At 64.1% G+C, this 18,777-nt stretch carries 21 protein-coding genes and 3 pseudogenes; 12 read left to right on the top strand and 12 right to left on the bottom strand.

All coding sequences use genetic code 11. The features are described from left to right. Positions 1-16 precede the first annotated feature (16 nt). The 5 genes from proC to NW75_RS14590 form a co-directional block, all read right to left on the bottom strand. Entirely contained in the window at positions 17-841 is an 825-nt protein-coding gene (gene proC / locus NW75_RS14570; protein WP_052192424.1) for a pyrroline-5-carboxylate reductase, read from the bottom strand. Further along, positions 842-1,357: a YbjN domain-containing protein gene (locus tag NW75_RS14575; protein WP_033965895.1), complete on the bottom strand. Its 516-nt coding sequence runs from the start codon at positions 1,355-1,357 to the stop codon at positions 842-844. Between the two features lie 105 nt (positions 1,358-1,462). After that, complete coding sequence (locus tag NW75_RS14580; protein ID WP_033965896.1) at positions 1,463-1,729, bottom strand: accessory factor UbiK family protein; 267 nt, start codon at positions 1,727-1,729, stop codon at positions 1,463-1,465. A 19-nt stretch (positions 1,730-1,748) separates the two neighbouring features. Next, a complete protein-coding gene (locus NW75_RS14585; protein ID WP_033965913.1) occupies positions 1,749-2,306 on the bottom strand; it encodes a TspO/MBR family protein in 558 nt (185 codons plus the stop codon). A 120-nt stretch (positions 2,307-2,426) separates the two neighbouring features. Next, positions 2,427-3,158 carry a TlyA family RNA methyltransferase gene (locus NW75_RS14590; protein ID WP_033965914.1) on the bottom strand — a complete coding sequence of 244 codons (732 nt, stop codon included), beginning with the start codon at positions 3,156-3,158 and terminating at the stop codon, positions 2,427-2,429. A gap of 281 nt (positions 3,159-3,439) precedes the next feature. Between NW75_RS14590 and NW75_RS14595 the strand changes: the two genes are divergently transcribed. Further along, on the top strand, positions 3,440-4,123 hold the full coding sequence (locus NW75_RS14595; protein ID WP_033965898.1) for an RBBP9/YdeN family alpha/beta hydrolase: 684 nt from the start codon (positions 3,440-3,442) through the stop codon (positions 4,121-4,123). Positions 4,124-4,132: 9 nt separating this feature from the next. On the opposite strand, the gene NW75_RS14600 is transcribed toward NW75_RS14595, so the two are convergent. Further along, positions 4,133-4,840 (bottom strand): Crp/Fnr family transcriptional regulator, encoded by a 708-nt coding sequence (locus NW75_RS14600; protein ID WP_033965900.1) that lies wholly within the window; start codon positions 4,838-4,840, stop codon positions 4,133-4,135. A gap of 197 nt (positions 4,841-5,037) precedes the next feature. Between NW75_RS14600 and NW75_RS14605 the strand changes: the two genes are divergently transcribed. Further along, a complete protein-coding gene (locus tag NW75_RS14605; RefSeq protein WP_231565223.1) occupies positions 5,038-5,343 on the top strand; it encodes a hypothetical protein in 306 nt (101 codons plus the stop codon). Positions 5,344-5,349: 6 nt separating this feature from the next. Here the strand turns inward: NW75_RS14605 and NW75_RS14610 are convergent, their stop codons facing one another. The 3 genes from NW75_RS14610 to NW75_RS14620 all read right to left on the bottom strand — a co-directional run bounded on the left by NW75_RS14610 (position 5,350) and on the right by NW75_RS14620 (position 7,822). After that, complete coding sequence (locus tag NW75_RS14610) at positions 5,350-6,003, bottom strand: hypothetical protein (RefSeq protein ID WP_052192425.1); 654 nt, start codon at positions 6,001-6,003, stop codon at positions 5,350-5,352. 139 nt (positions 6,004-6,142) lie between these two features. Beyond that, positions 6,143-6,499: a DNA primase gene (locus NW75_RS14615; RefSeq protein ID WP_171010612.1), complete on the bottom strand. Its 357-nt coding sequence runs from the start codon at positions 6,497-6,499 to the stop codon at positions 6,143-6,145. A 33-nt stretch (positions 6,500-6,532) separates the two neighbouring features. Then, a complete protein-coding gene (locus NW75_RS14620; protein WP_231565224.1) occupies positions 6,533-7,822 on the bottom strand; it encodes a multidrug effflux MFS transporter in 1,290 nt (429 codons plus the stop codon). Positions 7,823-7,951: 129 nt separating this feature from the next. Here NW75_RS14620 and NW75_RS14625 point away from each other — a divergent pair, with 129 nt between their 5' ends. From NW75_RS14625 to NW75_RS14645, 6 genes are all read left to right on the top strand, one after another. Then, complete coding sequence (locus NW75_RS14625; protein ID WP_405052984.1) at positions 7,952-8,368, top strand: DUF3597 domain-containing protein; 417 nt, start codon at positions 7,952-7,954, stop codon at positions 8,366-8,368. Between the two features lie 64 nt (positions 8,369-8,432). After that, positions 8,433-8,933, top strand: a complete 501-nt coding sequence (locus NW75_RS14630) for a hypothetical protein (protein ID WP_033965903.1) — start codon at positions 8,433-8,435, stop codon at positions 8,931-8,933. Between the two features lie 78 nt (positions 8,934-9,011). Continuing rightward, positions 9,012-9,746, top strand: a complete 735-nt coding sequence (locus tag NW75_RS14635) for an isopenicillin N synthase family dioxygenase (RefSeq protein ID WP_331386152.1) — start codon at positions 9,012-9,014, stop codon at positions 9,744-9,746. A gap of 12 nt (positions 9,747-9,758) precedes the next feature. Beyond that, complete coding sequence (locus tag NW75_RS27820; RefSeq protein WP_331386153.1) at positions 9,759-9,977, top strand: hypothetical protein; 219 nt, start codon at positions 9,759-9,761, stop codon at positions 9,975-9,977. A gap of 28 nt (positions 9,978-10,005) precedes the next feature. Continuing rightward, the gene (locus NW75_RS14640; protein ID WP_137903294.1) at positions 10,006-10,299 is read left to right on the top strand and encodes a hypothetical protein; all 294 of its coding nucleotides are present in this window, start codon (positions 10,006-10,008) and stop codon (positions 10,297-10,299) included. A gap of 70 nt (positions 10,300-10,369) precedes the next feature. After that, complete coding sequence (locus tag NW75_RS14645; RefSeq protein ID WP_033965920.1) at positions 10,370-11,656, top strand: homoserine dehydrogenase; 1,287 nt, start codon at positions 10,370-10,372, stop codon at positions 11,654-11,656. A gap of 6 nt (positions 11,657-11,662) precedes the next feature. On the opposite strand, the gene NW75_RS14650 is transcribed toward NW75_RS14645, so the two are convergent. The 3 genes and pseudogenes from NW75_RS14650 to NW75_RS14660 form a co-directional block, all read right to left on the bottom strand. Then, on the bottom strand, positions 11,663-12,196 hold the full coding sequence (locus NW75_RS14650) for a hypothetical protein (protein WP_231565225.1): 534 nt from the start codon (positions 12,194-12,196) through the stop codon (positions 11,663-11,665). 30 nt (positions 12,197-12,226) lie between these two features. Further along, complete coding sequence (locus NW75_RS14655; RefSeq protein ID WP_033965905.1) at positions 12,227-12,655, bottom strand: CoA-binding protein; 429 nt, start codon at positions 12,653-12,655, stop codon at positions 12,227-12,229. Next, a pseudogene (locus NW75_RS14660) lies at positions 12,655-13,616 on the bottom strand (P-loop NTPase). The gene NW75_RS14655 and the pseudogene NW75_RS14660 overlap by 1 nt, the downstream one beginning before the upstream one ends. Positions 13,617-13,686: 70 nt before the next feature. Here NW75_RS14660 and hflK point away from each other — a divergent pair. The 4 genes and pseudogenes from hflK to NW75_RS14680 form a co-directional block, all read left to right on the top strand. Continuing rightward, positions 13,687-14,836, top strand: a pseudogene (gene hflK / locus NW75_RS14665) (protease modulator HflK). Further along, a complete protein-coding gene (gene hflC / locus NW75_RS14670) occupies positions 14,833-15,696 on the top strand; it encodes a protease modulator HflC (protein WP_033965907.1) in 864 nt (287 codons plus the stop codon). Before hflK ends, hflC begins: the two are co-directional and overlap by 4 nt. Positions 15,697-15,807: 111 nt before the next feature. After that, a complete protein-coding gene (locus tag NW75_RS14675) occupies positions 15,808-17,346 on the top strand; it encodes a Do family serine endopeptidase (RefSeq protein ID WP_033965908.1) in 1,539 nt (512 codons plus the stop codon). Between the two features lie 101 nt (positions 17,347-17,447). Beyond that, positions 17,448-18,777: pseudogene (locus tag NW75_RS14680) on the top strand (helicase HerA-like domain-containing protein); the annotation flags it as partial.

The following is an 18,777-nucleotide window of genomic DNA, read 5'->3' on the forward strand; positions in this document are numbered from 1 at the left end:
CACCGGCGGCATCATGCTAGCGTCGCGCTGCCGCGGCCATTTCGGCATTGCGCCGAGCGGATGCTGCAACCGTCTCGCGCAGCAAAGCGACGAGGGCCTCCCCCTGATCGAGCACGTCGAGCCCCTTGCGCGTGGATCCGCCTGGGCTGGCGACACGATCGGCAAGCGTGCCCGGCGGAACATCCGCCGCAGCGGCCAGCAGCGCCGATCCCTCAACCGTGGCGAGCGCCAGCCGGTTCGCCTGATCCTCTGGCAATCCCTGCGCGACGCCCGCCGCCGCGAGCGCATCGATAAAGCGGTATAGGAACGCCGGTCCGCACCCGGCCAGCGCGGTGACCGCGTCAAAATGCGCCGCATCGACCCATTCGACCAGCCCGAGCGCCGCCATCAACGTCGTAATCGCGCCGCGCAGCGCCGGATCGGCACTACTGCTGTCGAGCGCCACCACGCCCTTGCCGATCCCGACCGGCAGATTGGGCATCGCCCGAACGATCGCCCGGGCCTGAAACCGCTCGGCCAACGCTTGCTCTTCCACGCCCGCCAAAATCGAGATCAACGCCGGCACGCCCCGCAAGCGCTCCGCAAAGCGCCCCGCGACGTCGTCCAATTGCTGCGGCTTCATCGCCAGTATCACGAGATCGGGCAATGGCCCGCTCGGCACATCCCGCGCCTGCCGGACGCCTGTCGGCAAAAGCCGGTCGGCCCGGTTGACCACATCGACATTGCCGGGTGCCAGAACCCCACTGGCAATCCATTGGCGGAGCATCGCCCCGCCCATATTCCCGCAACCGATCATCCAGACGCGAGTCACCGTCCGCTCCGGACGGTCGTGCCCGACCATTCAGGCCTCGCCCTGCGTCTCTGTCATGGCTGCAGCCATCGCTTCGGCAGGGGTTTTGCCGCCCCACAGGACGAACTGAAACACCGGATAGAATCGCTCGCACTCGTCGATCGCACTTTCGACCAGCAACTCCGCCGTCCCCAGCGACATCGTGCCGCCGCCCGATTCGGTCGCGCCTTCGATCATCGCGGCATGGCGGTACAGCAGGATTCCGCTGGCCGACCACAATTCGAAATGCCCGACCCACAATTGCTCGTTGATCAGCCCGATCGCTTCGTAGATCGCACCACGCCGGTCGTCGGCGACGCGAACATCGGGAAAGGCCAGGAATTGAATAACGCTGTCTTCCTCGCGCCATAGCGCGCGAAGCTCATATTGCGTCCAGCTTCCTTTGACCTTGGCGATGACTTCATCGTCTTGCCGTTCGTGGTCCCAGCCATGCGCCGCGAAATAGCTTTCCAGCATGTCGATCGGCGCTGCATCGTCGCGATCGAAATCCGCCTCATCGAGGATCATCGTGCGCCTCCATCATTCGCCTTGGACACTGTCGTGACGCAGCGCGCCGGGCAGCACAAGAATGGGGCAGGCAAGCCAATCGAAAAAACTGTGGAAAAGATCGTCTCAGCCCTCCGCCTTGGGGGCCACCGTCGCTTTCGCTTCGAGGGCATCGAGGCGCGCGCGCAGCGCATCGGCATCGTCGCGCGCTGCCGCCGCCATCGCCTTGACCGCCTCGAATTCGTCGCGTGAAACGAAATCCAAGCCGCCGATCCACTCCTTCGCCCGCGCCCGCGCGCCCGCTTCCGCTTCGCGCCCGACACCGGCCAGCGTACCGGCGGCACCGTTCAGAAACTTGGCGAAGTCGTCGAAAATCTTGTTGTCGGATTGCATGCGGAAAATCCCGTGGGGTTCAGAGCTTGATGATTTGGGTGGTGGCGGACGGCGGCGCAAGGGTTTCGGCCCCCGGATTCAAGTCCACGATCTGGTAATTGAGATAGAAGGCAAACACCAGCCAGGCGAGATACGGCACCAGCAAAGCACCGGCCATCCCGCGAATCCGGGCAAAGACAATCGTCATCGCCAGCGCAAGCAGGAACATCAACGCGACGATTCCAAGCGCGAACGTCACTTGATGCATGCCGAAAAACACCGGAGACCAACTCAAATTCACCGCCAGTTGAACAGCAAACAGCGCGATCGCCGGGCCGCGCATACGCGATCCGCGGGCGTGAATGATCATTGCCAGCGCAAGGCCAAGCAGTACGTATATTGCCGACCAAGCCGCCGGGAAGGCCCAATCCGGCGGCGTGATAGCCGGTTTAACAAGCGCGGCGTACCAGGCATTGGCCGAACCGGCCGGAGCCAATCGCGCCGAGGTAAAGCCCAGCAGCAGCACGAACGGCACGGTCACGACCGCCCAACGCAAAAACGCAAGCCGCAACTGTTGTCTTGATGCAATCTCTCTCAAGCCACGGTCCCCGGTTACGCGCGAATCTGTCAGGCGCTCCACTGTCGCCTTGCCCACTCTTCTATAGAAGAACGGCGGCCAGGTTGCGTGGTTAAATTTTACCCAACCAACGCCGATCGCCTATCGGGTGGCCGCGATCAGGAATTCGATATTGCCTTCGGGCCCGGTGATGGGACTCTCGACAAGTGTCGCAACGGACCAGCCCTGCGCGACCACCCATGCCGAGACTTCGGCGCAGACGCGCGCATGCACCGCAGGATCGCGCACAACCCCGCCCTTGCCCACCTCGGTGCGGCCAGCCTCGAATTGCGGTTTGATCAGCGCAAGCAGCCGTGCCTCCGGCTTGGCAAAGCGTAGCGGCACCTCCAGCACCTTGGCGAGGCCGATAAAGCTGGCATCGCAGACGATCAGGTCGACCGGCTCGGGAATATGCGCGTCGGTCAAGATGCGCGCGCTGGTCTGTTCGTGGACAATGACCCGGGGATCCTGCCGCAGCTTCCACGCCAATTGGTTGGTGCCGCTGTCGACCGCATAGACGCGCGTCGCGCCGCGATGGAGCAGGACGTCGGTAAAGCCGCCGGTCGAGGAGCCGACATCGATCGCGACTGCGCCGGTGACATCCCACCCGACCGCATCGAGGCCATGCGCCAGCTTGATTCCGCCGCGCGACACCCATGGATGATCCCGCCCGCGCACATCGAGCACAACATCATCCGCCACGGCCTGGCCGGGCTTGTCGATCTTGCGGTCTCCCGCGAACACTAGCCCCGCCATGATCAGCGCCTGCGCGCGCGTCCGGCTTTCGGCCAGGCCGCGATCGACGAGAAGTTGGTCAGCACGGGTCTTGGACATGCCGATCTTCCAACGCGAAGCCGCGCGCATGCGCAAGGGGGCTTCGAGTCGCTTGGCCTGTGGCAACCCCGCAATCACGCTCCCCCTGGCCCGCTTTACGCCGCGCCGTCGTCCCCATTTCGGGTCACCGCACACGCCGTTCTTTCTGGCGCAGCGCTATTGCCTATCTTTTAAGTAGGAATACATTTTCCTCTTGGAGGCGTGGCCATGCGGCGTCCCCCTAGAGCACGGGTGGCCACGTCTCTCCGCCCGCTGTTCCGGGGCTTATTGGGAGAGGATCGATGGGTACCTTCTCGAATTTCGACCCCGTTCAGCCGACCATTCTGACCGTTCCGGGCCTGGGTGGCTCGGGGCCGTCGCATTGGCAGACCTTATGGGAACAGGCGCGCCCGGACACCATTCGGGTCGAGCTGGGCATGTGGAACACACCGCATCGCAATGCCTGGGTTACCAAGCTCGACCAGGCGATTCGTTCGGCACAGGCACCGGTCGTGCTCGCCGCGCATAGCCTTGGCTGTCTCGCCGTGGCGTGGTGGGCCGAGCTGACCCGGCAGCCTTATGGCTGGCCCGTCGCCGGGGCGCTGCTGGTCGCCCCCGCCGATGTCGACCGACCGGACGCGCAGGCCGAACTCGCCGCCTTTGGCCCCACTCCCGTCAGCCCGCTGCCCTTCCCGTCGATTGTCGTCGCCAGCCGTGACGACCCCTGGATCACGATCGAACGCGCGCACAGCCTGGCGGTCGGCTGGGGCAGCCACTTCGTCGATGCCGTTGCACAAGGCCATCTGAACGCCGCGAGCGGGATCGGATGGTGGGAAGAGGGTCAGGAATTGCTCCACCGCGTGATCGGCGCGGCGGCGGATCGCAACGGCAAGCCCCTGACACCGGGCGATGCGCGCTCCATCCTCGCCATCAACGCAACCGACGCGGCGCAGTCGCATTATCTGGCGGGTGGACCGATCGCCTGATCCTGCACATCAATCGAAGAACAGATAGGCAGGGTCGAAATCGGCGAAGCGCCGCAAGGCGTCCCAATCGAGGATATCGACTGTTCCCTGCCGAAAACTGACCAGTCCCTGCTCCCGCAACTGACGGAGCATGCGGTTGGCGTGAACGGCGGTCAGACCGGTGGCGTCGGACAGGTCGACTTGGGTCAACGGCAGCGCGAAGGTGAAGCCGTTGGTCATCCCGATGCGCTCGAGGCGAACGTACATCTCGCAAAACAGGTGCGCGAGCCGGACCACGGCGCTGCGCGCGCCGATCGAAACGATCCATTCCCGATTGATCGCGGCGTCGATCAGGGTCGAGCGCCACAGCAGTTCGGTGAGTGTCGCGGATCGCTCGGTTAGCGCCCGAATCGCGCTATGCGGAAAAAATGCGACCTGTACGTCGGTGAGGGCGGCAACCGAGTGTTCGAGACGCTTCAGCGGATAGCTGTGCAAATCGACAAAATCGCCTGGCACGTGAATCGCGAGAATTTGCCGCCGTCCCTCTGGCGTATCCTTGTAGCGCTCGACAAACCCTTCCAGCAGCAAGGTACATTGGGTCAGCGGCGTGTGCTGACGAACGATGATTTGCTTGGCCGAAAACTTGGCCGTCCGTCCGACCGCGCCTTCCAGCGCAGCAACGTCATCGGCGTCCAGAACCGGGTGGCGATGAGTCTTAAGGAACAGGCTAGTGTACATAGTTTCCCCTATTTTCCCGGAACATGCGCCGCAGCACCGCGTTCTGTCCACCGGGAGAGATTAAATGTCGAAACCACCGAGCGATACGCCAATCCGTGTAGCGGCGGAGCGAGGCGAAGTCCTGCTCGACGGGCCGGACGGCCTGGCTGCCTCTTTAACTCCGCAAGCCGCCAAACAATCTGCCGAACAGCTCCATCGTGCAGCAGATCTCGCCGATCGTCGCCCCGACGAGGAATTTCCCTGGAATCATTCATGCTAAGGGAAGAATGTTAATCACGGCGCGCTACTTCGCACCAGTGCCGTTCCGAAAACTCTTCCTCAGCCGCTGGTCGGCGCTGCTTTGGGCGATCGGCATCCTGTGGACCGCAGTCGACACGGTTGGCTTTGCCCCTTCCGGTGGACATGGTGAAACGGCAGCGACGGCCAATGCCACCGACGCCACGGGTGCCGCCATCGACAATGCCGACCTTGCCATTCTGGCCAACGCCATGAAGGGCGACTGAGCCCCCTTAACGACGCGGTGCGTCTTTCACCTCGATCGACTGGATGCGCCATTGGCGTTGTTCGGGGGAAGCGCCGTCAATATCGGCCGTTCGGTGCAGCGTAACAGTACCGATCTGATAGAGCGGTTTCCGGCTTTGCTTCAGCCGGGCGTAAATCTGTACGGGAACGGTGACATAGCGCTGTCCGGCTCCGGCATCCACTGGCCCGGGCGCGCCGATATTGGCGTGATATTCGCTATAACGCGCAAAATCGGCAGCGAACGGTCCTGCGCTTCCGGCAGCGCCCGAGCCGGGGATGCGAAGCGCGAAGGCCTCGCGATATTTCGCTTCCCCGATCAACGCGTAATAGGTTTGTACGACATTTGCCGCGCCTTGCGCACTGTCGGGCGCGAACGGTGTCTCCGCAATCGGGGTGCGATCGTCCGGCAATCCGCCCGGCGTGCCCGGTGCAGGCGGTTGCAATGCGTCGGGCGGCACCGAAGCCTCCTCATTGCTGGCGACTGAATTGCGCGCACCGCCTGCGTCTCCGGAATGGGCATCGACCGCCACCGGTTCCCGTTGTTTCGCCGCTTCGGTATTCACCGCAGGATCGCGCGCAGGCTGCGCGGTGCAGGCAACGAGGAAAAACAGCGGCCACGGAGCCAGAACAATACGCGACATCACCACGTCTCACACAAGGAATCGGAGGGACAATAAGGCTAGCGCCCGGACGCGACGTGGCCGCCAACCAGCCATCGCAGCGCATTTGCGGCGGTCAAAAAAAAGCGGCCGACACCCGTCGGCCACCCCTATTTTACGATCAGGGACGCAGGGCTGCGTCGTCGCGGTCGCTCAATTCGTCCTCATCGACCGTATCGTCGTCGAGTTCGTCCTGAACGTCGTCTTCGTCTTCCTCGTCCTCGTCTGGATCCTTTTCGGTGTCCAGATCGTCATCTTCCTCGCCGAGATCATCGTCTTCCATGTCGAGATCATCGTCGTCATCGTCGTCATTTTCGGACGCGATGTCGGGGTTGAGGTCGGTCAGCAGATTGCCATCGCTGGGGCCGTCGCGCGTTACCTCCAGGATTTCAGCGCGCTGGCTCTCGTCATAGCCTTCTTCGTCATATCCGTCGTCGCCGGTGCCTTCCCCCGGCACGCGGTGTCCACCCATGCTCATTGCGTCTCTCCCGACAGCCCACACGATGTAGGATCATTCCAAACTTCGAACCGTGCAACCCTCGTTCGGTTCCGCATTGCGCCGAAATTTGCTCAGCTGGGACGAAACAACCGCCCACGTTCCACGATCGCCGCGATGCCAAGCCCCGCCACGCCGGCGATGAGGAAACCCAAATGCATCGGCGCGGTCGTGCCGTCGAAGCTGCGTCCAATCGCCCAGCCGATCACCCCCGCCGAGCGTGATCCCGAAAAAGCCCTGCACGCTCGACGCGATCCCCGCAATCTCTCCCATATTTTCCATCGCCATCGCCGACATGTTGGACGTGGCAAGGCCAAAACACGCCATCGTGATCGCCTGCACGACCACGAACACGAGCAGCGGTTCGTCCCCAAGATGGCCGACAGCCAAGCCGGTACCGGACGAGGCGATCATCACCACCAGCGCAACCTGCGAAATACGGCGCATTCCCAAATGAATCACGATCCGCGAATTCAGCAGGTTCGCGACCGCCATCGTACCGGCCGAAGCGGCAAACACGCTGCCGAGCAGCGCGGGACGATGAAAGACATGCTCCATGATCGGTTGAATGGAGCTGAGATACCCGAAAATCGCGCCCTGGCAGATCAGCGCCGCAATCATATAACCCAGCGAATAGCGATCGCGCAGCGTGTGCCGCCAGCCCGACAGCGTGCTGCGGAGCGACAGCGGCGCACGGTTTTCCGGGCGCAGTGTTTCGGGCATACGAAGGACGAACCAGACCAGGCACAACAACGCGGCCGCCGCGATCATCTCAAAAATCAACCGCCACGACCCCAGCAGCAAAATCGCCTGGCCGATGCTCGGAGCCACGATCGGCACCGCCATGAACACCATAAACGCCAGGCTGGTCACCTGCGCCATTGCGCGGCCCGAAAAACAGTCCCGGATCACCGCTATGGTCACGACGCGGCTGGCAGCGATCGCCAATCCGCTAATGAATCGCATCGCCAGCAAAAGCACGAAACTGTTAGCAAGCCCGGCCAGCAGATTGCACACAATGTACCCGATCAGGCCCGCGATCAGCACCGGCCGACGCCCGAAACGATCGGTCAGCGGCCCGTGGATCAATTGCCCGATCCCCAGCCCAACCACGAACACCGTCAAAATCAACGGGCCGTCGACAATCGCATCCACCCCCAGCCGACGTGCGATATCCGGCAAGGCCGGCAACATCGTATCGATCCCGAGCGCGCCGAGCGAAATGAGCGCCGCGATCAGAGGCACGAACTCCACCAGGCGAATTGGCGGCGAGTCCTGCACAGAGGTGTCGGTAGAAACAGGCATGCCGTTCCCAATGCCCGAGCCCGCCGCGCAGGTCACCCATCAATTCATCCGCACTCCAGCTTGAATCTATCGCGCGTCATGGAACCGTAGCACCGTTGCGGCACTTTTCGTGGCTCCACCACTCGGAGCATGGCGATGGGCATTTTCAGCATGATCAAGGATGCAATCTGGGGCCAGAAGGCCGCCCCGGTCGAAGCCGTTCCCTCCACTTCGGCGATGCCGCAGATGAACACGCCGTCCGACCCGGGCAACCCGCCCGCAGAAACCACCCCGGCTGCCACCACCGCACCGGTTGATGTCGAAGCGATCCTCACCGCCAAAGCCGAGGCCAAGGGGCAGGAGCTCAACTGGCGCGAGTCGATCGTCGACCTGATGAAAGTGCTCGATCTCGACCCGAGCCATGAAAACCGTCTCGCCCTCGCGCACGAACTCGGCTTCACCGGCGATACCGAGGACAGCGCGACGATGAACATCTGGTTGCACCAGCAGGTCATGGTCAAGCTCGCCGAGTCCGGCGGCACCGTGCCCGCCGCGCTGACGCACTGAGCTCTTGACGAACGGCGTGGCGGACCGTTAGTGTATTAATACTATGATACACATGAGGTCCGCCATGCTCCGTTCCCTGGTCTGCGCGGTTGCGCTGCTCCCCCTTGCCGCATGTGGGGCGGACAAGGACGGCACCTCGATTTCGATCAACACCTCCAATGGCGACGGCTCGGTGCTCGCCGGTTTCGACGGCAATGGCGAAGCGTCGATCGACACGCCGTTTTTCAAGGGCAAAGTAACACTCCCCAACGTGAAGTTGGACGCGAACAATTTCGATATGAACGGCGTCCATCTGTATCCGGGTTCGACGATCGGCAGCGTGAACATCACCGCCAAGAACAAGCCCGATGCCGAAGAGGACGGGCACGTCCGTGTTGCCTTTACCAGCCCCGCTTCCCCCGCTGCGGTCCGGGACTGGTTCAAGACCAAACTGACCTCCGCCGGATTCACGCTGACCGCAGAGGGCAATGGTCTCACCGGCAAGACCAATGAAGGTGAGCCTTTCGCGCTCGACCTGGTGCCCAACGGCAGCGATATGGCGAAGGGCGTCATCACCATCGGTTGAGCAGGGGGTGGCGGTCTATGGATGACGTGCGGGCGAATCCGGTTTATCGGGTTGCTTTACCCTGACGGACGCCCGATCATGCTCGATACGCCGACTGCTCCCACAACCGCGCAAGTCCCAGCGCTTTCGCTCAACGACGAAGCCGCCGATCCAGTCGCCTTTGCGGCCGCGCTCGGCGGGTCGTTCGAGCGATTTGGCTTTGCCGTCGTCGCAGATCATGGCGTTCCCGCCGATCTGATCGCGCAGGCATGGGCGATGACCGAGGCCTTCTTCGCGCTGCCCGAGGACACGAAACGCGCCTATTTCGTCGCAGGCGGCGGCGGCGCGCGCGGCTACACGCCGTTCAAGACCGAGATCGCCAAGGGCGCGAGCCATGTCGACCTGAAGGAATTCTGGCATATCGGTCGCGAGCTGGCCAAGGGCCACCGCTTCGAGGCGCAAATGTCCCCCAACATCTGGCCCGACCAGCCCGAGGGCTTCCGCGAGACCTTTATCGAACTGTTCGCGGCCTTCGATACCGCGGGCGATCGCTTGCTCTCGGCGATTGCGCGCCATTTGGGTTTGAGCCCCGACTGGTTCGATCATGCCGTAAAGGACGGCAATTCGGTGCTGCGTCTGCTGCATTACCCCCCCGTCCCCGCCGACGCCCCGGAGGTCCGCGCCGGGGCGCATGAGGACATCAACCTCATCACCCTGCTGCTCGGGGCCGAGGAGGCCGGGCTCGAACTGCTCGACAAAATGGCGCGTGGCTGGCGATCAGGCCGCCCGAAGGCGCGATGGTCGTCAATGTCGGCGACATGCTCCAGCGCCTGACCAACCACGTTTTTGCCCTCGACCACGCACCGCGTCGTCAATCCGGCCCCCGAACGCCGCGGCCATTCGCGGTATTCGATGCCGTTCTTCCTACACCCGGCTCCCGATTTCCTGATCGAGACGCTGCCCTCGACGATCTCTGCGGAAAACCCCAACCGCTATCCCACCCCGATCACCGCGCACGATTATCTGCATGAGCGGTTGGTCGAAATCGGGTTGGTGAAGGCCTGAGGTGATCCGGGCGGGACGATACCTGCAATTGGCGATCGGTGCGCTCGGGACGGTGCTGGCCGGGCTTACGGCGCTGTCTGCATTGACCCGTCCGGCCCAATTTTTGGCTTTGCCGTTGCCGGTCTCGATCTTGTTAATTGTTGCCGCAGTCAGCGGCTTAGCACAGTGGATCGCCTTCCAACGCCGACACTTCGACACAGCTGTGCGGCTGTTTGGCACTACGATCATAAGCTGGAGTGCCGCGATTCTCGTTCACGTCGCGTACACAATGCCGGATTGCAGCAAGGGCTGCACTCTAGTCGTGATCACGCCCCCAAAATAAGTGCGATCTTGTTTCAGGGTCGATCGTGCCGCATGAGCCGCCGCGCAGTATAAGGCAGGAAGTCGAACCCATGACCAAACCCCTCCGCATCGCGCTTGCCGGTCTCGGCACGGTCGGCGCAGGCGTGATCCGCTTGCTCGACACCAATGGCGCGCTGATCGCGCGGCGCGCCGGGCGGCCGATCGAAATCGTCGCGGTGTCGGCGCGCGATCGGAGCAAGGATCGTGGCGTGGATATCGGTCGCTTCGCCTGGGTCGACGATACCACTGCGCTCGCCCATGCCGATGTCGATGTCGTGGTGGAATTGGTCGGCGGGTCGGACGGCCCCGCGCTTACGCTGGCGCGTGCCACGTTGGGCGCGGGCAAGAGCTTCGTCACCGCCAACAAGGCGATGCTGGCGCATCACGGGCTGGAGCTGGCGCGCGCCGCCGAAGGAGCGAACGTCGCCTTGAAGTTCGAAGCTGCCGTCGCCGGCGGCGTGCCCGTCATCAAGGGGCTGCGCGAGGGCGCTGCCGCCAATGAGATCGAGCGCGTCTACGGCATCCTTAACGGCACCTGCAATTTCATCCTGTCCAAGATGGAAGCCGAAGGCCGCGATTTCGCCGACGTGCTGGCCGAGGCACAGGCGCTTGGCTTTGCCGAATCCGACCCAAGCTTCGACATCGATGGCGTCGATGCCGCGCACAAGGTTTCGCTGCTCGCCAGCCTCGCTTTCGGTACGCAGCCCGCCTTTGCCGACGTCGCGGCCAGCGGCATTCGTGACGTGCTCGCCGCCGACATCGCCGAGGCGGCCTCGCTCGGCTACCGCGTGCGCTTGATCGGGCTGGCCGAGTCCGGCCCGAACGGGCTGTTCCAGCGCGTCCATCCGCATCTCGTGCCCGTCAGCCACCCGCTTGCGCATGTGATCGGCGCGACCAACGCCGTGGTGGCGGAAGGCAATTTCGTCGGGCGCTTGCTGTTCCAGGGGGCCGGTGCCGGCGACGGGCCGACCGCGTCCGCCGTGGTCGCGGATCTGATCGACATTGCGCGCGGCGAATTCGGCCCCGCTTTCGCCATGCCTGCCGACGCCCTGTTGGCGCAGGGCCCCGCCGATGCCGGCAACCGGATGGGACGCGCTTATGTCCGCTTCACCGTCGCCGACCGCGTCGGCGTGCTCGCGGAAATTGCTGCGGCGATGCGCGATGCCGGCGTCTCGATCGAAAGCCTGATGCAGCGTGGCGTCCACGCCGATGGATCCGTGCTGGTCGCCATCGTCACGCATGAAGGCCCGGAGCGCAGCGTGGCGCAGGCCCTGGAACGGCTGCGCGGTTCGCAAAGCCTGGTCGGCCGTCCGCTCTGGATGCACATTCTCGGCTAGCCGTGGTTACCCGGTAACCTTGCCGAAGGTCGCAGGCGGCGTGTCATCCAACAGGATCGGCACGCGCCGGGATTTGTCGGGCTTCTTGCGAAAGGCGCGCTTCACCCCGCCAACCGTGTCCTTGGCGAGCCGGAATACATTCGTGCCCTCACCCGGCTCCTCGCAGCAACTGCCCGGCGCTACCGCTTTCTGCACCAGCCGCACTGCCGCCGTGCCCATGCCGAACAGATCGATGCCGCTTCCGCAGCCGCCGCTGCGCCCGGCGCACGGCGTTGCCTCAAGGGCAAGCGCGCCGGTTCCGCGCAAATCGGGGTTGGAGGGTCGCGGTTCGTCCAACACCGCCTCATTTGGATACGGCAGCGCTTGCGATGGCAGCGGTTTGCCGCACACCACGATGTCGTCGGGATCGGTGTTTTTCGAGCCGCGCCGAACGCACGGTTCATCGGGCACTGGCTGCAAAATCGAGAACGATGTCGGTGCTGCAGGAGGACTCGCCGCAGGGCTTGCGCTTTGCGCGGCGAGGAGCAGCAACAGCATCATCTGCAAGCTGCGCCGCAATCGTGGCGAATTTCAGGCGATCGGCGCGATCCCGAGACGCGGCAGTTCGATCGCGGGACAACGGTCCATTACGACCTTCAGCCCCGCCGCCTCGGCCCGTTCCGCTGCGGCCTCGTTGATGACGCCCAATTGCAACCACACCGCCTTTGCGCCCGCCGCAATCGCCGCGTCCACCGCCTCGCCTGCCGCTGCGGAATTGCGGAAGATGTCGACCAGATCGATCGGATCACCGATCTGCGACAGATCGCGAAACACGAATTCGCCGTGCAGATGTTCGCCGGTGATCTGTGGGTTGACCGGAATCACGCGATAGCCGTGCTCCTGCAAGGTCCGCATCACGCGGTAGGACGGGCGATCCGGGCGGTCCGACGCCCCGACCAGCGCGATCACACGGGTTTCCTCGAGCAAAATACGCAGATCGGCATCCTGGGTAAGCGGCATCAGCCTTGTCCTTTTATCCAATCGCCAACCTTGTCGGCCACGCCCATGAACGCAACGCCTTCGGGACCGTTCCCCGCCGCCGGTGGCTGCCCGGCATCGGAGGCCACGCGCACACGAATATCGAGCGGAATGCGCCCGAGAAACGGCAGGCCCAGTTCCGCCGCGGCGGCCTCGGCCCCGCCTGTGCCAAACGGATCGGAAATCTCGCCGCACGACGGGCAGACATAGCCCGCCATATTCTCGATCAGCCCGATGATCGGCACGCCCGCCTTCACGAACAGGTCGATCGCGCGCCGTGCATCGATCAGCGCCAAGTCCTGCGGAGTAGAGACGATTACCGCGCCGCTCGGGCGATATTTCTGGATCATCGTCAATTGCACGTCGCCCGTGCCGGGCGGCAGATCGAGCACCAGCGTATCGGCCGGCCCCCAATTCGCGTCCATCATCTGCGTCAGCGCACCCGCCGCCATCGGCCCGCGCCACGCGATTGCCTGGTCGGCGGCGACGAGCATGCCCATCGACAGCATCGGCACGCCATAAGCGTCGGCACCGGCTGCAACACTTTGTCGCGCGCGGTTGGCTTGGCGTCGGCAACGCCCATCAGGCGCGGCTGCGACGGGCCATAGATATCGGCATCGACCAGCCCGACCCGCCGCCCGGACCGCGCCAGCGCGATGGCGAGATTGGCCGAGACGGTGGATTTCCCCACCCCGCCCTTCCCGCTCGCCACCGCCAGCACGATTCGGCGCGAACGCTGGCTGGTCAACGCGACGCGAACGCTGGAAATTCCGGGAACATCGCTGGCGGCAGCGCGGACATCGGCCTCCAGCGCATCCCGCGCGGCGTCGTCAAGGCCACTGACGTCGACGATGATGCTGGCGCGTCCTTCCTCGATCCGGGCGGTGGCGCGCCCTTGGGCGACACGAATTAGGGCGGTATCTAGCAAACTACTGTCAGTCATCGTGCGCAGATAGGCGACGCGAACGCGCTTGCCACTGTTTTTCGCAAGAACGCGCCCCTATAAAGGTCGCATGACGATCTTATCGGGCTGGTTTCAGCGCCTCTCCATCCTCGCCGCCGACAATAAGGGACCATGGGGCAGCGGCTCCGGTTCCGACAATGGCGGAGGCGACAGTGGCGGCCCGCGCAACCCGTGGGCGCAGCCACCCGGCGGCAAACCGCGTGGTGTAACGCCGGGTCCGAGCGCGCTCGATGAATTTCTCAAGCGCGCGCGCGGCGGTGGCGGCGGCTCGGGTGGGGACGGCGGACGGCCGCGCATCCCCGGGGCTCCCAGTGCTGGGCAATTGTGGGTAATCGCGGTCGGCATCCTGCTGGTCGCCTGGATTGCGCTGACCAGTTTCCATTCGATCGGCCCGCAGGAGCGCGGCGTCGTGACCGTGCTCGGGCGCTATTCCGAGACGCTCGAGCCCGGCATCCGCTTCACCTTGCCTGCCCCTTTTGTCGAGGTTGCCAAGGTCGATGTCGCGGCGATCAACACCGATACCTTCCCCGATGACAGCAGCACCGTCACCGCCGGCAATGACACCGACAAGCTGATGCTGACGAGCGACCAGAACATCGTTGATCTGGATTATTCGGTGCGCTGGCAGATCGCCAACCCACAGGACTTCGCCTTCCAGATCGCGCGCCCGCGCGAAACGCTGCGCGCCACTGCGCAAAGCGCGATGCGCGCTGTCGTCGCCACCGCCACGCTCGACGAAGCGATCGGTGCCGGACGCACCGCGATGGAAGTGAAGGTCCAGCAGGCAATGCAGGAAATCCTCGATCGCTATAATGCGGGCATCCGCATCCAGGGCGTCGCCATCAAGGGCGCTCAGGCTCCCGCGCAGGTAGCGGACGCTTCAAGGAAGTCTCAGCCGCGCAGCAACAGGCGCAAAGCGACATCAGCCGCGCGCGTGGTTATGCGCAGCAGGTGCTGGCCAAGCACAGGGTGAAGCCGCCGCCTTCGACGTGATCTATGCGCAGTATAAGCTCGCCCCCGAGGTGACGCGCCGCCGCATGTATTACGACACGATGGAGCAAGTCCTGTCCAAGTCGGACAAGACCATCATCGAATCGCCCGGCGTGGTGCCGTATCTACCGCTGCCCGGCATGCGCCGCTTGCCGCCCGTCGTCCCATCCGCCCCAGCCGCTCCTCAGACTCCAGGAGTCGCCCAGTGAACCGCGCCTTGTTCCGCAATCCGATCTTCATTGGCGTCGTCGCGCTGGTACTGCTGATCCTCGCCGCGAGCACCTTCGCGATCGTGCCGGAAACGCGCCAAGCAGTGGTGCTGCGCTTTCAGCAGCCCGTGCGCACGATCAACGAATATCGCCCCAATGAAGTGTTCGGCCAGACCGGCGCGGGCTTGACGGCGCGCGTGCCCTTCATCGATCGCTTGGTGTGGGTCGACAAGCGCGTGCTCGACGTCGAACTGGACGGCCAGCCGGTCTTGTCGACCGACCAGACCCGGCTGGAAGTCGATGCCTATGCCCGCTTCCGCATCGTCGATCCGTTGAAGGCGGTGATCTCGACCGGCAGCACGTCTGTCACTGAACAGCGCGTGCAGGATCAGTTGAAGCCGCTGTTCAGCTCGTCGCTGCGCAACGAGCTTGGCAAGCGCCCGTTCGCGGCCTTGCTCAGCCCCGAACGCACCCAGGTGATGGGCAATATCCGCGCCGGGCTGCAAAAGCTTGCGTCGCAATACGGCGTGCAGATCGTCGACGTGCGCATCAAACATGCCGATCTGCCGAGCGGCACGCCGTTCGACAGCGCGCTCAACCGCATGCGCACCGCGCGCCAGCAACAGGCCCTGACGATCAAGGCGCAGGGCCAGCAGACCGCGCAGATCATCCAGGCGCAAGCCGATGCCAAGGCCGCGCAAATCTATGCCGACGCCTTCAACAAGGATCCCGATTTCTACGATTTCTATCGGGCGATGCAGTCCTATCGCTATACCTTCGCGCAGGATGCCAAGGGCCAGACCTCGTTGGTACTGTCGCCCGACAATGCCTATTTGAAGGAATTCCAGGGACGGCGCTGACGGATGGCCCCATAACCATCCACCAGCCGTTCATATTCAATCGCCGTTCAGCATCGCTTAGTATCTACAAAGGCGATGCTGCCAATTGGTAGACGAGAGGAAACGACCAAAGTGCGCTACGCCTACGCCATTACCGCCGCCCTGTTGCTGAGCGGCACCGCGACCGCCATTGCTTTGCCGTCCGCCGGGGGCGCGCAGACCGCGCAGAACGAACCCGCCGTGATGGCCGCCACCGCCCCCAAGCCGGGTGCGCCGATGAGCTTCGCCGATCTGGTGGCGAAGCTGCAGCCGGCCGTGGTCAATATTTCGACCAGCCAGCACATCACGCAACAGCAGCCCGCCAACCCCTTCGCCGGCACCCCGTTCGAGGGGCTGTTCGGTCAGCAGGGCCAAGGCGGGAATGGCGGCCCCGCGATCACCCGGGAGGCGACCTCGCTCGGTTCGGGCTTCATCATTTCGCCAGACGGCTATGTGGTGACCAACAACCACGTCGTCGCACCCGGCGCGAAGGGCGCGACGGTGGATTCGATCACGGTGACGCTGGTCGATCGCAAGGAATATGTCGCCAAGCTGATCGGACGCGATCCCACCTCGGATCTGGCGCTGCTCAAGATCGATGCGAAGAACTTGCCCTTCGTGAAGTTCGGCGATTCGGATGCTGCGCGCGTTGGCGACTGGGTCGTCGCGATCGGCAATCCGTTCGGCCTGGGCGGCACGGTGACAGCGGGCATCGTCTCGTCGCTGCACCGCGTGACCGGCGGCGGTGCCTATGATCGCTTCATCCAGACCGACGCGGCGATCAACCAGGGCAATTCCGGTGGCCCGATGTTCGACCTCAACGGCAATGTCATCGGCATCAATTCCCAGATTCTGGGCAGCACCGGCGGCGGCAATATCGGCATCGGCTTTGCCATTCCGGCCACCGACGCCAAGCCCGTCATCGAGAAGCTGATGAAGGGCACCAAGATCGCGCGCGGCTATCTCGGCGTTGGGCCGCAGCCGATCGACGACGATCTCGCCTCGTCCTTCGGCCTGGTTAAAAACCGTGGCGAACTGCTCCGCAGCATCGAGCCGGGCCAGCCTGCCGAAAAGGCCGGGCTGAAGGTCGGCGACGTCGTGCTGCGCGTCGGCGGCAAGGATGTCACGCCCGATCAGTCGCTCAGCTACCTCGTCGCGAACGTGACGCCGGGTAGCCGCGTGCCGCTCGACATCGTTCGTCAGGGCAAGCCGATGACGATCGTCGCCACCATCGGCACGCGTCCGCCCGAGGATCAGCTTGCCGCCAAGGCTGCGGGCGAGGAAGGCGATGATGGGGATGACAGCGACAACCCCACCGTCGGCCAGGCGGCAGCCAATGCGCTTGGTGTAACGGTGCAGACGCTGACCCCGCAAATCGCGCGTACTTTCAACGTCGATTCGTCGGTGCAGGGTGTGGTCGTCGCAACCGTCGATCCGTCGAGCGATGCCGGGTCGAAGGGCCTGAAGCGCGGCGACGTGATCGTCTCGGCCAATGGCGTTCCGGTTACCACGCCCGCGTCGCTCGGTGCAGTGGTCGCCCAGGCCAAGGCTGCCGGTCGCACGCAAGTCGCGTTGTATCTGGTGCGCGGCCGTCAGCCCGCTTTGTTCATCGCGGTGAAGCTGAAGAAGTAAGCCGACACATCCCTCCCCCGCCGTTCGTGCGGGGGAGGGATTTTCCTTCCGCCGCCCCGGTTTTCGCGCGATAGCTTTTCGCCGAAATGGCGGGAGGCTTCATGAACGACACGACCAGCATCTTCATTGGCGCAGGCCCCGGCGGCGCAAACCCGCAAGCCCTCGAACTGAAGCGCGCCAACCGCCACGGCCTGATCGCGGGCGCGACCGGCACCGGCAAGACTGTCACCGTCCAGGGCATCATCGAAGGCTTTTCGCGCAACGGAGTCCCGTGCTTCGTCGCCGATGTGAAGGGCGATCTGTCGGGCCTCGCAATGGCCGGCTCCCCCACCGCCAAGAATCACGACATTTTCGCCGCGCGCGCCAAGGAAATTGGCGACGACGCCTGGGCTTATGCCGATACGCCCGTGCAATTTTGGGATCTCTATGGCGAACAGGGCCATCCCATTCGCACCACCATCACCGAAATGGGCCCGCTGCTGCTCTCGCGGCTGATGGACTTGAACGAGGTGCAGGAAGGCGTGCTGACGATCGCCTTCCACGTCGCCGACAAGGACGGGCTGCTGCTGCTCGATCTCGACGATCTGCAGGCGATGCTGGTCAGCTGCGGCGAACGCGCCGACGAGCTCACCACCACCTACGGCAATGTCTCGAAGCAATCGATCGGCACGATCCAGCGCGCCCTGCTCCAGCTTCGGTCGCAGGGCGGCGAGCATTTCTTCGGCGAGCCCGCGCTCGACCTCGACGATTTCATCGGCGTGGACGACAAGGGCCGCGGCATCGTCAACGTGCTCGCCGCCGACAAGTTGATGGCGAGCCCGAAACTCTATTCGACCTTCCTGCTGTGGCTGATGAGCGAATTGTTCGAGCATCTCCCCGAGGTCGGCGATTCCGACAAGCCCAAGCTCTGCTTCTTCTTCGACGAAGCGCATTTGCTGTTCGATGCCGCGCCCAAGGCGTTGCTCGAAAAGATCGAACAGGTCGTGCGTCTGATCCGCTCAAAGGGCGTCGGCATCTATTTCATCACCCAGAACCCGATCGACATTCCCGATACGGTGGCGGGGCAGCTCGGCAATCGCGTGCAGCACGCACTGCGCGCCTTCACCCCGCGCGATCAGGCCGCCGTAAAGTCCGCCGCGACCACCTTCCGCGCCAATCCCGGTGTCGATGTCGAAACCGCGATCACCGAATTGAAGGTCGGCGAGGCTTTGGTCTCGCTGCTGTTGCCCGACGGATCGCCCTCCCCCGGTCCAGCGCACGCTGATCGCCCCGCCTGCCTCGCGCGTCGGCCCGGTGACCCCGGTGGAGCGCGGCGTGATGATCCAGACCGATCCGGTCGGCACCAAATACGACACCGCGATCGACCGCCAATCCGCCGAGGAAATCCTCGCCGGCAAGGCACAGGAAGCGAGCGCAGCCGCCGCGGCCGAA

Origin of the sequence: Sphingomonas sp. Ant H11 (assembly GCF_000797515.1) — a bacterium.
Taxonomy (GTDB): domain Bacteria; phylum Pseudomonadota; class Alphaproteobacteria; order Sphingomonadales; family Sphingomonadaceae; genus Sphingomonas.

Bases quoted from the DNA above. Each gene is read 5' to 3' on its own strand.
- proC (WP_052192424.1), bottom strand. From the start codon at position 841: ATGGTCGGGCACGACCGTCCGGAGCGGACGGTGACTCGCGTCTGGATG.
- NW75_RS14575 (WP_033965895.1), bottom strand. From the start codon at position 1,357: ATGATCCTCGATGAGGCGGATTTCGATCGCGACGATGCAGCGCCGATC.
- NW75_RS14580 (WP_033965896.1), bottom strand. From the start codon at position 1,729: ATGCAATCCGACAACAAGATTTTCGACGACTTCGCCAAGTTTCTGAAC.
- NW75_RS14590 (WP_033965914.1), bottom strand. From the start codon at position 3,158: ATGTCCAAGACCCGTGCTGACCAACTTCTCGTCGATCGCGGCCTGGCC.
- NW75_RS14595 (WP_033965898.1), top strand. From the start codon at position 3,440: ATGGGTACCTTCTCGAATTTCGACCCCGTTCAGCCGACCATTCTGACC.
- NW75_RS14600 (WP_033965900.1), bottom strand. From the start codon at position 4,840: ATGTACACTAGCCTGTTCCTTAAGACTCATCGCCACCCGGTTCTGGAC.
- NW75_RS14610 (WP_052192425.1), bottom strand. From the start codon at position 6,003: ATGTCGCGTATTGTTCTGGCTCCGTGGCCGCTGTTTTTCCTCGTTGCC.
- NW75_RS14615 (WP_171010612.1), bottom strand. From the start codon at position 6,499: ATGAGCATGGGTGGACACCGCGTGCCGGGGGAAGGCACCGGCGACGAC.
- NW75_RS14620 (WP_231565224.1), bottom strand. From the start codon at position 7,822: ATGCCTGTTTCTACCGACACCTCTGTGCAGGACTCGCCGCCAATTCGC.
- NW75_RS14625 (WP_405052984.1), top strand. From the start codon at position 7,952: ATGGCGATGGGCATTTTCAGCATGATCAAGGATGCAATCTGGGGCCAG.
- NW75_RS14630 (WP_033965903.1), top strand. From the start codon at position 8,433: ATGCTCCGTTCCCTGGTCTGCGCGGTTGCGCTGCTCCCCCTTGCCGCA.
- NW75_RS14635 (WP_331386152.1), top strand. From the start codon at position 9,012: ATGCTCGATACGCCGACTGCTCCCACAACCGCGCAAGTCCCAGCGCTT.
- NW75_RS14645 (WP_033965920.1), top strand. From the start codon at position 10,370: ATGACCAAACCCCTCCGCATCGCGCTTGCCGGTCTCGGCACGGTCGGC.
- NW75_RS14650 (WP_231565225.1), bottom strand. From the start codon at position 12,196: ATGATGCTGTTGCTGCTCCTCGCCGCGCAAAGCGCAAGCCCTGCGGCG.
- NW75_RS14655 (WP_033965905.1), bottom strand. From the start codon at position 12,655: ATGCCGCTTACCCAGGATGCCGATCTGCGTATTTTGCTCGAGGAAACC.